Source organism: Agrobacterium sp. LR_9, assembly GCF_041954855.1.
Lineage (GTDB): Bacteria > Pseudomonadota > Alphaproteobacteria > Rhizobiales > Rhizobiaceae > Agrobacterium > Agrobacterium leguminum.
Window position 1 is genome coordinate 353,463 of sequence record NZ_JAVAYA010000002.1, and the last position, 12,942, is coordinate 366,404.

A 12,942-nucleotide genomic window follows, 5' to 3' on the forward strand; every position below is an offset into this window, starting at 1 on the left:
GCTTTATTGACTATTCCAGTCCCCAGACGACAACCCACAGGACACGACCATGGAACTGCTCTACTCGCCCGCCTCCCCCTACTCCGCCAAGGTCCGTATGGCCGCGCGCCATCTCGGCATCGACATTACCTCCGTGCGTGTCGACACCAGTGCCGAGCCCGCAACGCTGATGGACAACAATCCGCTCGGCAAGATTCCGGTCCTGCTTCTGGATGAAGGCGGCTCGGTCTATGACAGCGTGGCGATCATGCATTATCTCGACCGTCTTTCGGGCGGCAAGCTCTACCCGAAAAAGAACGGCAAGCGCACGGATGTGGAAATTCTCGAAGCGCTGTGCGACGGCATCATGGATTGCCTGCTCGCCATCGTTTACGAGCGCCGTTTCCGCCCGGAAGAAAAGATCCACCAGCCCTGGATCGACAAGCAGTGGAGCAAGGTGGTCCGCGGGCTTGATTATCTCAACACCAACCTGCCGAAAACCGGCAAGAAGCTGCATGGCGGCCATTTCGCCCTTGCCGCGATGATCGGTTATCTCGACCTGCGTTTCGCCGGGGAATGGGCCGAAGGTCGCGATGCGCTGGCCGCCTGGTCGGAAACCTTCGGCAAGCGTTTCGAAGCCTATGCGGAAATGAAGGCCGCCGCCTGAGGCGGATGCAGAAGGACGCCTGGCCGGAAGGCCGGGGATTCATGCCGACGCTTAAGAGCGAAAAACAAAAAAGCCGGGGCGAAACCCCGGCTTTTCCAATAGCGATCCTCGAGGGATCAGAACTTGACGCCGATACCGGCCTTGACGGAGTGGTCATCATAACCACGCGAGAAGGCGTCGTTGCCGAGCGTGTAGTCCTTCTTCTGGTAGTCGCTGTAGCGATATTCCAGACGAGCGGTGATGTTGTCGGTAACCATGGCTTCTACACCGGCACCAACCGTGTAACCGAGAGCCGTGGCGCTGTCCTTGTTGACGCCGTCACGAACCTTGTTGTCGGAAACAGCAAGACCGGCCGTACCGTAGAGCAGGAACGGGTTCATGTCGTAACCGACGCGGCCACGCAGCGAGCCGTTGACGCCCTGCTTGCCTTCGACGGCGCGACCTGCGACCGTACCGGCGGAACCGCGCTCGTCACCGAGGTTGACGTCTGCTTCCGCACCGTAAACCAGCTGGCCGTTCTGCCAGTTGTAACCGCCGTAGAGACCGCCGCCAGCGCCCTTGGCGTCACGACCGTCGTTGCTGGAGCTGAAACGGCCCCAATCGTAGTTGACCGTACCACCGAGGTAGGCGCCGGACCAATCCTTGACCGGCGCGGGCTGGTCGTAGGAAACCGGTGCCTGCGGCACTTCATTTACGGCGTCAGCGGCGTGAGCAGCCGAAAAGCCGGCGGCTGCCATGGTCGAAGCCATAAGGGTTGCTACGAAAATACGCATGCTATTCTCCTTTCAGTACCGCTCTGTACTCAAAACATTGTTCTCAGACGCGGTGTAAACTCGTCGGGTTAATCGCCCCTCTGGAAACTGAATTTGATAGGAGAATGCGGAGATCAAAGAGCCAAAATGTGAATTGTTTGGGGCAGCGACGTGACTAGAATTAGACGTTGCCTAATTGCCACAAGGGGTTTATTAACCCTAACAGAAGCCTAACCAGCAATAGATCGCCTTTAAACTTAGTTATATTCAAATTAAACCGAAATTGCATTGTGAATAAAAAATCGCCCAATTCTTTTGGGGCCGATGGACAGCTTGCGATTTGCATTTATATCCAGCAAATAGGACGGATATGAGCAAATGCAGGTCAGCCGTGAAAGAAAATATACAAAAGACAGTCTTGATAACGGGAGCCGCACGCCGGCTCGGGCGGGCGATCGCCACCGATCTGGCCGCCCATGGCTTCGCCATCGCCGTCCATGCCAATGCATCCATGGCCAGCGCCGAGGAATTCGCTAACGAAATAAGGCAGAAAGGTGGCAAGGCTGTAGCCGTTCAGGCGGATCTGACACAATCCGGCCCTGCTTCGGGACTCATCGAACAGGCTGCGTCAGCACTCGGGCCTATCGGCGTCGTTATCAACAACGCGTCGGTTTTTCTCGACGACTCGGCGGACAAGCCCGATCCGGCGATCTTCGACGCACATTTCGCCGTGCATGTGCGGGCGCCCTCCCTCATCGCCGCCGCCTTTGTCGAGCAACTGCCTGCCGATAAATCCGGGCTGATCGTCAATATCATCGACCAGCGCGTGCTTGCGCTCACGCCACGGTTTTATTCCTATACGCTTTCGAAATCGGCGCTCTGGACGGCTACGCGGACGATGGCGCAAAGCTTTGCGCCGCGTGTGCGGGTCAACGCCATCGGGCCGGGTCCGACATTCAAAAGCGAAAGACAGGCGCCCGAGGACTTTCAGGCGCAGATCGACGGCCTTATATTAAAGCGTGGTCCCGCACCGGACGAGTTCGGGCGGACGATTCGCTTTCTTTTCGACACGCCGTCGGTCACCGGACAAATGATCGCGCTCGACGGCGGCCAGCATCTTGGCTGGGAAACCCCTGACGTGGCGGAGATAAATGAATGAACGGAAAGAAGCTGCCTGATGGCGGTATTCTCTTCGATGAAACCGACGACGAAAACGACGATGCAAACCTTGCTGCGACCGATGCGGCCGAGGCATCGAGCGACGTTGCCGGCATGGACTGGAATGCGGGCTGGAAGAACGAATCCGGCCTGAAGGGCATGGATCTGATCGGCGAATTCGTCAAACACCTGCCGAATGCGCCGGGCGTCTATCGCATGTTCAACGAGGCGAACGACGTTCTTTATGTCGGCAAGGCGCGCTCGCTGAAGAAGCGTGTCGGCAATTACGCGCAGGGCCGCGTGCATTCCAACCGCATTGCCCAGATGGTGCGGCTGACCGCCCATATGGAATTCGTCACCACCCGCACGGAGACCGAAGCGCTTCTTCTGGAAGCGAATCTCATCAAGCGCTTGCGGCCGCGCTTTAATGTGCTTTTGCGCGACGACAAGTCTTTTCCCTATATTCTCATTACCGCAGACAATCGCGCGCCGGCGATTTTCAAACACCGTGGGGCGCGGGCACGCAAGGGTGATTATTTTGGCCCCTTTGCGTCGGCCGGCGCAGTCGGGCGCACGATCAATTCGCTGCAACGCGCCTTTTTGATCCGCACCTGCACCGACAGCGTCTTCGAAACCCGCACGCGTCCCTGTCTTCTTTACCAGATCAAGCGCTGTTCCGGCCCCTGCACGCATGAGATCAGCGATCAGGGGTATGAAGAACTCGTCAAGGAAGCCAAGGATTTCCTGTCCGGCAAGAGCCAGAGCGTCAAGACCGCGATTGCGCGGCAGATGAACGAGGCGGCCGAGGACCTCGATTTCGAGCGCGCCGCCGTCTATCGCGACCGGCTGGCCGCACTTTCGCATGTCCAGAGCCATCAGGGCATCAACCCAGCCGGCATCGAGGAGGCGGATGTCTTCGCCATCCACCATGAAGGCGGCATCTCCTGCATTCAGGTGTTCTTTTTCCGCACCGGGCAGAACTGGGGCAACCGTGCCTATTTCCCGAAGGCCGACCCTTCCCTGCCCGGCTCGGAAATCCTCAACGCGTTCCTGGCGCAATTTTACGACGACAAGCCGGTGCCGAAGCAAATCCTGCTTTCCGAAACGGTGGAGGAGCAGGAGCTGCTGGCCACAGCACTCGGCGAAAAGGCCGGGCACAAGGTGACAATCAGCGTGCCGCAGCGCGGCGAGAAGAAGGACATCACCGACCATGTGCTCGCCAATGCCCGCGAGGCGCATGGCCGCAAGCTGGCGGAAACCTCGTCTCAGGCGCGGCTGCTGAAAGGTTTTGCGGAAACCTTCGGTCTTTCTTATGTGCCGCGCCGGATCGAGATTTACGATAACTCCCATATCATGGGCACCAATGCCGTGGGCGGCATGGTGGTGGCGGGCCCTGAAGGTTTCGTGAAGAACCAGTACCGCAAGTTCAACATCAAATCGACCGACATCACCCCCGGCGATGACTTCGGCATGATGCGCGAGGTGATGACCCGTCGCTTCTCGCGCCTGCTGAAGGAAGAGGGAAAGCCCGACCGTGGGCAGACGCAGACGCCGACGCCGGAGGAAGCCGCCGATATGCCCTTCCCCGCCTGGCCCGATGTGGTCCTGATCGATGGCGGTCAGGGCCAGATGACGGCGGTACGGGCCATTCTCGATGAACTCGGCATTCGCGACTGTGTGACCGCCATCGGCGTCGCCAAGGGTGTGGACCGCGAGGCGGGCCGCGAACGCTTCTTTGCGGATGGGCGCAGCGATTTTTCGCTGCCGCCGCGCGATCCCGTGCTCTATTTCATTCAGCGCATGCGCGATGAAGCGCACCGCTTCGCCATCGGCTCGCACCGGGCGCGGCGCAAGAAGGAAATGGTGCGCAATCCGCTCGACGAAATCTCGGGAATCGGTCCGGGCCGCAAGCGCTCCCTGCTGCAGCATTTCGGCACGGCCAAGGCGGTTTCCCGCGCCGGCCTCAACGACCTGATGGCTGTCAGCGGCATTTCGGAGACGGTTGCGCGGCAAATCTACAATCACTTCCACGAGAGCGGCGGCGATTGACGCCGCGCCGTCGTGGCGAACTGCTAAAAAAACATAATACATGTTGACGCTATGCCCTGGCGGCGGCATCAAGGCAGCTAATCTTAGACTGACAGGTTTCCCATGGCTTCGCGCGCATACAGCATTCCCAACCTCCTCACCTATGGCCGCATCCTCGCGGTTCCTGTCATCGTTTTGTGCTTTTACATCGAAGGGAAACTGGAAAGCTCGGATTTCGCGCGCTGGACGGCATTGTGGCTGTTCATCATCGCCTCGCTGACCGATTTCCTCGATGGTTATCTCGCGCGTATCTGGAACCAGACGTCGAATATCGGTCGCATGCTGGACCCGATCGCCGACAAGCTGCTGGTCGCCTCCGTCCTGCTTCTGATGGCGGCGGATGGCACCATTGCCGGCTGGTCGCTCTGGGCGGCCATCACCATTCTCTGCCGCGAAATTCTGGTCTCGGGCCTGCGAGAGTATCTGGCGGCGCTGAAGGTCAGCGTTCCCGTCACCCGCATCGCCAAATGGAAGACCACCATCCAGATGGTCGCCATCGCCTTCCTGCTCGCGGGTCCTGCGGGCGACAAGGTTCTGCCCTACACGACCGAAATGGGCATTACCCTGCTGTGGATCGCGGCGGCGCTGACCATGTATACCGGCTATGATTACTTCAAGGCTGGCCTGAAGCACATTGTGGACGAAGACTGATGACACGGATCGTTTATTTCGCCTGGGTGCGCGAGAAGATCGGCACGGATGAAGAAGAGCTGGACATCCCCTCCTCCGTCACCACCGCCGGCGAGCTGATCGCCTGGCTTGCGACGCGCGGCGAGAATTACGAAGCTGCTTTCGAGTTTCCCAATGTGATCCGCGTCGCCGTCAATCAGGAGCATGTCGAGCATGATGAAAGCATCATCGGCGCGCGCGAGATCGGCATCTTCCCGCCGATGACGGGGGGATGAGCGGATGCAGCCGACGGTCCGCGTGCAGGCAGAGGATTTCGACGCTGCGGAAGAAACCCGCCGGCTGACGGAAGGGGACAGGAGCATCGGCGCGGTCGTGGCCTTCACCGGACTCTGTCGGGATGATGGCGGCACGCTTGCGGCGCTGGAACTGGAACACTATCCCGGCATGGCGGAGGCGGAAATAACCCGCATCGCCACACTTGCCATGGAGCGCTTCGGCCTTCTCGGCCTCACCGCCATCCACCGCCACGGCAAGATCGCCACCGGCGAAAACATCGTCCTCGTCATCGCAGCTTCATCGCATCGACAGGCCGCCTTCGATGGCGCGAATTTCGTGATGGATTATCTCAAGACATCCGCGCCGTTCTGGAAAAAGGAACATGGCAAGGATGGCTCGGCGGGCGACTGGGTTGCGGCGAAAACAACCGACGACGCGGCCAAGGACAAGTGGCGATAGAGCATTTCCAGGAAAAGTGGTGCCCGGTTTTCCGTCCGGAAATGCGACGAAACAAAGAGCTAGAGCGCTCTTGCGACTCGAAGAAACGCGAAAGCGCTCCAGGGGCCAGACTCAGAGCGCTTCCACCCTGCTGCGCATGACAATCAGCCAGCCGACCAGCATCGCCAGAACCACCGCATCGCGCCAGGCGGCAGGGCCGTAACCGACCCAGAAAGTTTCCGCAAAGCCGACGACGGCGGCCCCAAGGCCGCAGATGAGCGGACTGGCATAACCGCCCGCCGCCGAAATCAGCACCACCTTCAGGCCAAAGACCAGACCAGCGCCGAAATCCATGGTGCCGTAATAGAATGTGGCCAGCACGCCGGCGATGGCGGCAACGAGGCCCGCTGCACAATACGAGACGAGAAATATCCGGCCCGCATTCACGCCGCATAAAGCCGCGGCGAAAGCATCGTCCGAGACCGATTTCCAGCGCCTGCCGAAAGCGGAACGGCCAAGATAAAGCGACCCTGCGAGAATGAGCAGGCAGAACGCCGCCGTGTTCAGCATCTGCATCGGCGTCAGGGTCACGGCAAAGCCGCCATCGGCCCAGAAGCGCACCGGCTGAGACAGAAGCGGCGGCAGCCATAACTGCCTTGTGTCGGCGGCCAACCTCGCGCTTTCGGTCAGCGCAATCAGCACGCCGGCGGAGGCGACGGTCACGGCATTGGGAGAGGCTTTCGCCAGCGGCCGCATCACCGCCCGGCCGACAAAACCCGCCGCCCACAGCCCGCCGAACAGGCCTGCCCCTGCCCCGAGCGCCAATGTTGCCGGCAAAACCAGCCACAGCCGGTTCCAGCCAAAATCCGCAAATAACAGGCAGGTCTGGCCGGCAAAGGCGAATATGGCGCCATAGGTGACATCGGCGCGTTTGGTGACCGAAAAGGCGATGGCATAACCAAAGGCCAGAACCGCATAAAGCGAGGCGACCGGCACAGCATTCAGCAATTGTTGCAGGAAATAGGCCAAGCGCGTCCTCCCGCCATGATTATAACTGTTAAAACTCATTTTGACAGTTATAATGTGCGGTATGACCTTTCGCTGGACAGAACATCGTTTCGCAGGCGGCGCATTGGCGCTGGATGTCGCCAATAGCGTGATCCTGCGCTCGGATGCGGCAAAATCGGTCGACCGTTTTGCCGTGCCGGCGCAGATCGCGGCCTTTGCCGAAGCGGCCACAAGGCTCGGTGCTGAACGTGACAGGTTTCCCACGCTCATCGCGCCCGAGGCGGAAAAGCAGGCGGTTTTTCTCGATCTTCGCGAGGCTGTCGACGATTATTTCCGCGCCGCCATTTCCGGCGACGACGATGACGACAACAGGCTGGCCGGGCTTCTCTTCGCCTGCGGCACGGCACTGCGGACGTTTCCGATTGCCGAAAGCCTCGGCAACGCCACCGCCCATTCCGCCCTCTCGCTACTTGCCGGCGAGACACGGGAGCGGCTGCGGATCTGCGGCAATTGCGGCTGGCTTTTCATCGACCGCAGCAAGAACAGAAGCCGTATCTGGTGCGATATGGCTGTGTGCGGTAACCGGCAGAAAGCCAGCCGGCACTATCACCGGAAGAAGGACGTGCGATCATGAAAAGAATTGCCCTTCCCTTGCTGGCGATTGCGGGGATGCTCGCTCTTTCCGGCTGCCAGCGGGAAGAACCGCGCGAAGTGGCGAAGGTTTCCGGCCGGATGTTCGTTTTCAACTATCGCGTCGCCATCGCCACCTATCTGGTGACGCTTCAGCGCATCGCCCGCATTCGCGATGGCAGCACGGTGGAAGCGACATTCGAAAACCCGCGCGGCGGTCCAGACCTCACCAGCCGCGAGAAGATTTTCCCGAAAGACGAAAAGATCACGGTTCAGAGCCCACCGGTGGAATGCGTGAAGCAGGACCGGCCCTACAAGGTCACCATCCGCATCAAGGGGCCGGAAGGCGACATTCTCCAGACCATCGAAACCACGATCCGCTCCGACACCGACCAGTCGCTTCTTCCCGCCAAGCCGCTGGTGGTCGGCCCGCTTTATACGCCCAATCCGGAGGTGTTCAAACCGGATGGCACGACGGATATGCGGCCCGTTCAGGGGTGTCCGGCGTCCTAACAAAAAATTGCAGCCTTAGGCTCAGTTCTCTGTAGGGGTGGCAAACCTCACTTCCGTCATGCCGGGCTTGACCCGGCATCCAGCAGCCGCGCGTCTGCGTGGCGTAAGAGTCTTTGCGATCAAGGACTTGATCGCGCTGGACCCCGGATCCAGTCCGGGGTGACGGAGTATGGAATGAGGTCTCCGCAGAACGCACCGTCTTGCAGGCAGCGCTCCAAAACAAAAAAAACGGAGCCTTTCGGCTCCGTTTCTTCGAGTCTTTTCAGCAGCTTCACACAATCGCCTGCAACAGCGATTCAAGCCGTTGAGATATTGAATCAGCCGACGATTTCGGTTTCGGCGAACCAGTAAGCGATTTCCTGTGCGGCGGTTTCCGGAGCGTCGGAACCGTGAACGGAGTTTTCGCCGATGGAGAGCGCGAAGGTCTTGCGGATCGTGCCTTCAGCGGCCTGGGCCGGGTTGGTGGCGCCCATGATTTCGCGGTTCTTGAGGATGGCGTTTTCGCCTTCCAGAACCTGAACGATGGTCGGGCCGGAAGTCATGCCTTCAACGAGTTCGCCGAAGAAGGGACGCTCTTTGTGAACGGCGTAGAAGCCTTCGGCTTCGCGCTTGCTCATCCAGACGCGCTTGGAGGCGACGACGCGCAGGCCGTTGTCTTCAAATACCTTGGTGATCGCGCCCGTCAGGTTACGCTTGGTTGCGTCCGGCTTGATCATCGAAAATGTGCGTTCAATCGCCATATGTCCGTTTCCTTTTCCTTCAGAGAAAGTGGGCGGTCTTTACCCGCCCAAAGGCCCGAAAACAAGGGGGATCGACGAGATTGCGACGATGATGCCAGACATTTCACGCCGCTGTCACACTGCGGCCTCTCGCATCATAGAGATCGAGGCAGCCTTCGAACCAGTCCCGCACGGGGTCGTTATCGGCGAACAAATCCGCCCCGGTGGTGATCCGCGCCCATTGCAGCGCGCCGAACACGATGTAATCCGCAAAGAGCGGCGATGTGCCGCCGATGAAAGGCTGGAAGCTCAGCATACGCCGGATCGGCGCAAGCAATGCCGGAAAGGCTGCGATTTCCGCCTCGCGGTTCGCCACCACATCTTCGAGCGGACGGCCGAGCGCTTTCGTGCGGCTATCGCGGAAATAACGGCGGTCCGGCTCGTCCAGCATATTGTGGATATCGAGCACGGCGATACGCACGATGGCCGGGTGAAGCACCGTCTGCGACCAGCTTTCGACGAAACGGGCCATGGCCTTGCCGCCCTCGCCGTTGAACAGCGACGGGCGCTCCGGGTAAGCTTCGTCCAGGTAAAGCGCGATTTCGAAACTGTCGCTTATCAGCTCGTCGCCATCGCGCAGGATCGGCACGGTCTTCGAAAAACCGTCCTCCACCGTCGGGATCACCGTGAAGGGTAAAGGCCGCTCCTCGAAATCCAGCCCCTTATGCGCCAGCGAAAGCACGGTTTTCCAGCAATGGGGAGAAAATGGCCGGGAAGTGTCGCTTCCGCATAGCGAATAGAGCGTTCTGGAAGTCGTCATGGGCTGCCCCTCTTCTGCAACATCGATGGAGCGATATAAAAACGGTCGTCGCCCGAAATCAAATCAGGATTTGTCATATTATCGATCAAGGAACGCTTGGGGCACACCCGCCTTCCGCAACGCGGAATCTATGCTTCGGGACGGCAAAATTCTTTGTGGATTTATTCTATTTTAAACCGTCGCTTGTAAGAATAACGCCGTTCAACAATCGGTTATCGCCGGTCCATTCATAATAATCCATTGCTATTGGGGCTGTCAGTGACGACATCGGCGGGCGATAAAAAACGCGAGCAGGCAAGAAGCGCTCTGGTCGTTACCAAGATCACGCAGTTCATCGCCAAGATGAACATTGCACCTTTGCCGCGCAATTATGAATTGATCTATGAAATATTGTCCGGACACAATCCGGCCATGGGCCGTGACATTCTCGCTCTTGGCAATGCGCCGCAGCAGCATGAAATCGACCTCATCGGCCAGCGGCACAATCTGCCCGGCTTTTCGCGCATCGAAGCCGAACAGATGGCAAGCGACGCCTTCGATACACTCACGCAGATTTCCGCGCGGCTGGAGGCGAGCCTTCAGCGCACCGAAACTTTTCTGGCCAGCCTAGAGCAGCATGAGGATGGCGAGCCGCCCGCAACGGAGCGCTTCGTGGAGTTGCTGGGCGATATCCACGAAGAACAGACGAGCCTTCGGCATTTCATCGCCATGGGACTGGTGAAAATCCGCGAGGTTGAAAGAAACCGTGGGGAACTTCAGGCCGCCTCGCTGCGCGATGCGCTGACGGCACTGCCAAACCGGGCGGCCTTTCTCGAAAAGCTTGGCGCTCTTTTTCCAAAGGACCGGGCCGCATCCGCCACCTCGCTGGTGCTGCTGGATATCGACCATTTCCGGGAAATCAACGGCAAATATGGCTCCGCCGCCGGCAACAAGGCATTACGGCGTCTCGCCGCCCTGTTTCGCAAAACCATTAAGAAGGACGATTTCGTCGCCCGTATCGGTGGCGATGAATTCGCCTTCCTGTTTGCCGGCGTGCCGCAGAACACGGCCGAGGCCATTGCCGAGCGGTTGCGGCAAAGCGTGGAGGCGCTGCGTTTCGTGACGCAGGAAGGAGACGGCGAACATCTGACCGTTTCGATCGGCGTCGCCGCGGTGGACGGAACCGCAACGCCCGCCGAATTTTTCAGCCATGCCGAACTCGCTCTGCTTTCGGCACGCTGCGGCACGCGCAACTGCGTCGTCGGTTATTCGCGGGAGGTGGCGCAGCATAGCCGCAGCAGCTATCTGGCGCAGCTCGGCGATTGACAGTTTAATCTCGCCCGATGTGGCGCGGGCGCTCTTGCCTTGGCCAGACAGTTCGGCCAAAACGGCGCCATGATTACGATTACCGATCTTTCCGCCCGTATCGCCGGGCGTCTGCTTCTCGACCATGCCAGCGTGACGCTTCCCGCCGGTGTGAAGGCGGGCCTTGTTGGCCGCAATGGCGCCGGCAAATCCACCCTGTTCCGGGTTATCACCGGCGATTTCTCGGCGGAAAGCGGTTCGGTGACAATTCCGAAACAGGCGCGCATCGGCCAGGTGGCGCAGGAAGCCCCAGGCACCGAAGAATCGCTGATTTCCATCGTGCTTTCGGCCGACAAGGAGCGCAGCGCGCTTCTGGCCGAGGCGGAAACCGCGACCGATCCGCACCGTATCGCCGAAATCCAGATGCGGCTCGTCGATATCGACGCCCATTCGGCGGAAGCGCGCGCCTCCAGCATTCTTGCCGGTCTCGGTTTCGATCACGAAGCGCAGCTTCGCCCGGCCTCCTCCTTCTCCGGCGGCTGGCGCATGCGCGTGGCGCTTGCCTCCGTGCTGTTTGCAGAACCCGACCTTTTGCTGCTCGACGAGCCGACCAACTATCTCGACCTCGAAGGCACGCTCTGGCTGGAGGATTATATCCGGCGTTATCCGCACACCGTCATCATCATCAGCCACGACCGCGATCTTCTCAACAATGCCGTCAACTCCATCGTGCATCTGGACCAGAAGAAGCTGACCTTCTATCGCGGTGGTTACGATCAGTTCGAGCGCCAGAAGGCCGAAAACGACGAATTGCAGATGAAGGCGAAGGCAAAAAATGACGCCGCGCGCAAACACCTGCAAAGCTTCATCGACCGTTTCCGCGCCAAGGCCACCAAGGCGCGGCAGGCGCAGAGCCGCATCAAGGCGCTGGAGCGCATGGGCACCGTCGCCGCCGTGATCGAGGATCACGTCCAGCCGATCACCTTCCCGGAGCCGGAAAAGCAGCCCGCCTCCCCCATCGTCGCCATCAATGGCGGGGCTGTGGGTTACGAGCCGGGCAAATCGATCCTGAAGCAGCTCAATCTCAGGATCGACAATGACGACCGCATTGCGCTGCTCGGCTCCAACGGCAACGGCAAATCCACCTTCGCGAAATTCATTTCCGGCCGGCTTGCGCCGCAGGCGGGCGATCTTCGCGTCGCCCCTGGCCTGAAGATCGGTTTCTTCGCGCAGCACCAGCTCGATGACCTCGTGCCGGATGAAACACCGGTCGAACATGTGCGCAAGCTGATGCCTCTGGCGCCAGAGGCGCAGGTGCGCTCCCGCGTGGCGCAGATGGGTCTCGCAACCGAAAAGATGGCGACGGCGGCAAAGGACCTTTCCGGTGGCGAAAAGGCCCGTCTTCTGATGGGACTGGCGGCCTTCCACGCGCCGAACCTGCTCATCCTCGACGAACCGACCAACCATCTCGATATCGACAGCCGCAGGGCGCTGATCGAGGCGCTGAACGATTACAGCGGCGCGGTCATCCTCATCTCGCACGACCGCCATCTCATCGAGGCGACGGTGGACCGGCTGTGGCTGGTGGCTGACGGCACGGTCAAGACCTTCGAAGGCGACATGGAGGAATATCGCGATCTCGTCGTTTCCTCCGGCAAGAAAAAGGAAGACAAGACCGACGCCGTGGCCGAACAGGCTTCCAAAGCCGATCAACGCAAGGCCAGTGCGGAAAAGCGCGCCCAGCTTGCGCCGCTCAAGAAAAAGATCAACGAAATCGAATCCCTGACGGCGAAGCTTGAGAAAACGATTCAGTTGCTCGACGCCGAGCTGGCGGATCCCGTCCTATACGAAAAAGCGCCCGCCAAGGCCGCACAGAAAGTGAAGGAGCGTGGCGAGGCCGCCGCGAAGCTTTCGGATGCGGAGGAGCAATGGCTGCTGCTTTCGAGTGAATATGAAGAAGCAATGGCGGGGTGATGCGCG

14 protein-coding genes are annotated in these 12,942 nt (G+C 59.8%); 10 read left to right on the forward strand and 4 right to left on the reverse strand.

The features are described 5' to 3' along the window. The first annotated feature begins 49 nt into the window (after window positions 1-49). On the forward strand, window positions 50-646 hold the full coding sequence (locus tag RAC79_RS04155) for a glutathione S-transferase (RefSeq protein WP_374996931.1): 597 nt from the start codon (window positions 50-52) through the stop codon (window positions 644-646). Between the two features lie 116 nt (window positions 647-762). Here RAC79_RS04155 and RAC79_RS04160 read toward each other — a convergent pair whose 3' ends face one another. Further along, entirely contained in the window at window positions 763-1,419 is a 657-nt protein-coding gene (locus RAC79_RS04160) for an outer membrane protein (RefSeq protein WP_035261664.1), read from the reverse strand. A gap of 349 nt (window positions 1,420-1,768) precedes the next feature. Here RAC79_RS04160 and RAC79_RS04165 point away from each other — a divergent pair, with 349 nt between their 5' ends. From RAC79_RS04165 to RAC79_RS04185, 5 genes are all read left to right on the forward strand, one after another. Then, window positions 1,769-2,557, forward strand: coding sequence for an SDR family oxidoreductase (locus tag RAC79_RS04165; RefSeq protein ID WP_035237093.1), 789 nt, complete (start codon window positions 1,769-1,771; stop codon window positions 2,555-2,557). Beyond that, window positions 2,554-4,605 (forward strand): excinuclease ABC subunit UvrC, encoded by a 2,052-nt coding sequence (gene uvrC / locus RAC79_RS04170; protein ID WP_174039032.1) that lies wholly within the window; start codon window positions 2,554-2,556, stop codon window positions 4,603-4,605. The genes RAC79_RS04165 and uvrC overlap by 4 nt, the downstream gene beginning before the upstream one ends. A 102-nt stretch (window positions 4,606-4,707) precedes the next feature. Beyond that, window positions 4,708-5,295 carry a CDP-diacylglycerol--glycerol-3-phosphate 3-phosphatidyltransferase gene (gene pgsA / locus RAC79_RS04175; protein WP_003520759.1) on the forward strand — a complete coding sequence of 196 codons (588 nt, stop codon included), beginning with the start codon at window positions 4,708-4,710 and terminating at the stop codon, window positions 5,293-5,295. Beyond that, on the forward strand, window positions 5,295-5,549 hold the full coding sequence (gene moaD / locus RAC79_RS04180) for a molybdopterin converting factor subunit 1 (protein WP_174039031.1): 255 nt from the start codon (window positions 5,295-5,297) through the stop codon (window positions 5,547-5,549). Before pgsA ends, moaD begins: the two co-directional genes overlap by 1 nt. A 4-nt stretch (window positions 5,550-5,553) precedes the next feature. After that, window positions 5,554-6,009 carry a molybdenum cofactor biosynthesis protein MoaE gene (locus RAC79_RS04185; RefSeq protein WP_080856203.1) on the forward strand — a complete coding sequence of 152 codons (456 nt, stop codon included), beginning with the start codon at window positions 5,554-5,556 and terminating at the stop codon, window positions 6,007-6,009. Window positions 6,010-6,120: 111 nt separating this feature from the next. Here RAC79_RS04185 and RAC79_RS04190 read toward each other — a convergent pair whose 3' ends face one another. Then, window positions 6,121-7,017: a branched-chain amino acid ABC transporter permease gene (locus RAC79_RS04190; protein WP_174039030.1), complete on the reverse strand. Its 897-nt coding sequence runs from the start codon at window positions 7,015-7,017 to the stop codon at window positions 6,121-6,123. Window positions 7,018-7,069: 52 nt separating this feature from the next. On the opposite strand from RAC79_RS04190, the gene RAC79_RS04195 reads away from it, so the two are divergent. Together RAC79_RS04195 and RAC79_RS04200 are read left to right on the forward strand one after the other, a co-directional pair. Then, window positions 7,070-7,630, forward strand: coding sequence for a CGNR zinc finger domain-containing protein (locus RAC79_RS04195; RefSeq protein WP_174035865.1), 561 nt, complete (start codon window positions 7,070-7,072; stop codon window positions 7,628-7,630). Continuing rightward, window positions 7,627-8,139, forward strand: a complete 513-nt coding sequence (locus RAC79_RS04200; protein ID WP_078054087.1) for a hypothetical protein — start codon at window positions 7,627-7,629, stop codon at window positions 8,137-8,139. Before RAC79_RS04195 ends, RAC79_RS04200 begins: the two co-directional genes overlap by 4 nt. Window positions 8,140-8,456: 317 nt before the next feature. Here RAC79_RS04200 and ndk read toward each other — a convergent pair whose 3' ends face one another. Further along, the gene (ndk, locus tag RAC79_RS04205) at window positions 8,457-8,879 is read right to left on the reverse strand and encodes a nucleoside-diphosphate kinase (protein ID WP_003496769.1); all 423 of its coding nucleotides are present in this window, start codon (window positions 8,877-8,879) and stop codon (window positions 8,457-8,459) included. 103 nt (window positions 8,880-8,982) lie between these two features. After that, window positions 8,983-9,678 carry a glutathione S-transferase family protein gene (locus RAC79_RS04210; protein WP_065654073.1) on the reverse strand — a complete coding sequence of 232 codons (696 nt, stop codon included), beginning with the start codon at window positions 9,676-9,678 and terminating at the stop codon, window positions 8,983-8,985. Between the two features lie 258 nt (window positions 9,679-9,936). Between RAC79_RS04210 and RAC79_RS04215 the strand changes: the two genes are divergently transcribed. Beyond that, window positions 9,937-10,983 carry a GGDEF domain-containing protein gene (locus RAC79_RS04215; RefSeq protein WP_162934059.1) on the forward strand — a complete coding sequence of 349 codons (1,047 nt, stop codon included), beginning with the start codon at window positions 9,937-9,939 and terminating at the stop codon, window positions 10,981-10,983. Between the two features lie 69 nt (window positions 10,984-11,052). Then, window positions 11,053-12,936 (forward strand): ABC-F family ATP-binding cassette domain-containing protein, encoded by a 1,884-nt coding sequence (locus RAC79_RS04220; protein WP_080856200.1) that lies wholly within the window; start codon window positions 11,053-11,055, stop codon window positions 12,934-12,936. Window positions 12,937-12,942: the final 6 nt, after the last annotated feature.

What these genes read in the sequence shown, in the direction of transcription:
- RAC79_RS04155 (WP_374996931.1), top strand. Translation starts at nt 50, where the DNA reads ATGGAACTGCTCTACTCGCCCGCCTCCCCCTACTCCGCCAAGGTCCGT.
- RAC79_RS04160 (WP_035261664.1), bottom strand. Translation starts at nt 1,419, where the DNA reads ATGCGTATTTTCGTAGCAACCCTTATGGCTTCGACCATGGCAGCCGCC.
- RAC79_RS04165 (WP_035237093.1), top strand. Translation starts at nt 1,769, where the DNA reads ATGAGCAAATGCAGGTCAGCCGTGAAAGAAAATATACAAAAGACAGTC.
- uvrC (WP_174039032.1), top strand. Translation starts at nt 2,554, where the DNA reads ATGAACGGAAAGAAGCTGCCTGATGGCGGTATTCTCTTCGATGAAACC.
- pgsA (WP_003520759.1), top strand. Translation starts at nt 4,708, where the DNA reads ATGGCTTCGCGCGCATACAGCATTCCCAACCTCCTCACCTATGGCCGC.
- moaD (WP_174039031.1), top strand. Translation starts at nt 5,295, where the DNA reads ATGACACGGATCGTTTATTTCGCCTGGGTGCGCGAGAAGATCGGCACG.
- RAC79_RS04185 (WP_080856203.1), top strand. Translation starts at nt 5,554, where the DNA reads ATGCAGCCGACGGTCCGCGTGCAGGCAGAGGATTTCGACGCTGCGGAA.
- RAC79_RS04195 (WP_174035865.1), top strand. Translation starts at nt 7,070, where the DNA reads ATGTGCGGTATGACCTTTCGCTGGACAGAACATCGTTTCGCAGGCGGC.
- RAC79_RS04200 (WP_078054087.1), top strand. Translation starts at nt 7,627, where the DNA reads ATGAAAAGAATTGCCCTTCCCTTGCTGGCGATTGCGGGGATGCTCGCT.
- ndk (WP_003496769.1), bottom strand. Translation starts at nt 8,879, where the DNA reads ATGGCGATTGAACGCACATTTTCGATGATCAAGCCGGACGCAACCAAG.
- RAC79_RS04210 (WP_065654073.1), bottom strand. Translation starts at nt 9,678, where the DNA reads ATGACGACTTCCAGAACGCTCTATTCGCTATGCGGAAGCGACACTTCC.
- RAC79_RS04220 (WP_080856200.1), top strand. Translation starts at nt 11,053, where the DNA reads ATGATTACGATTACCGATCTTTCCGCCCGTATCGCCGGGCGTCTGCTT.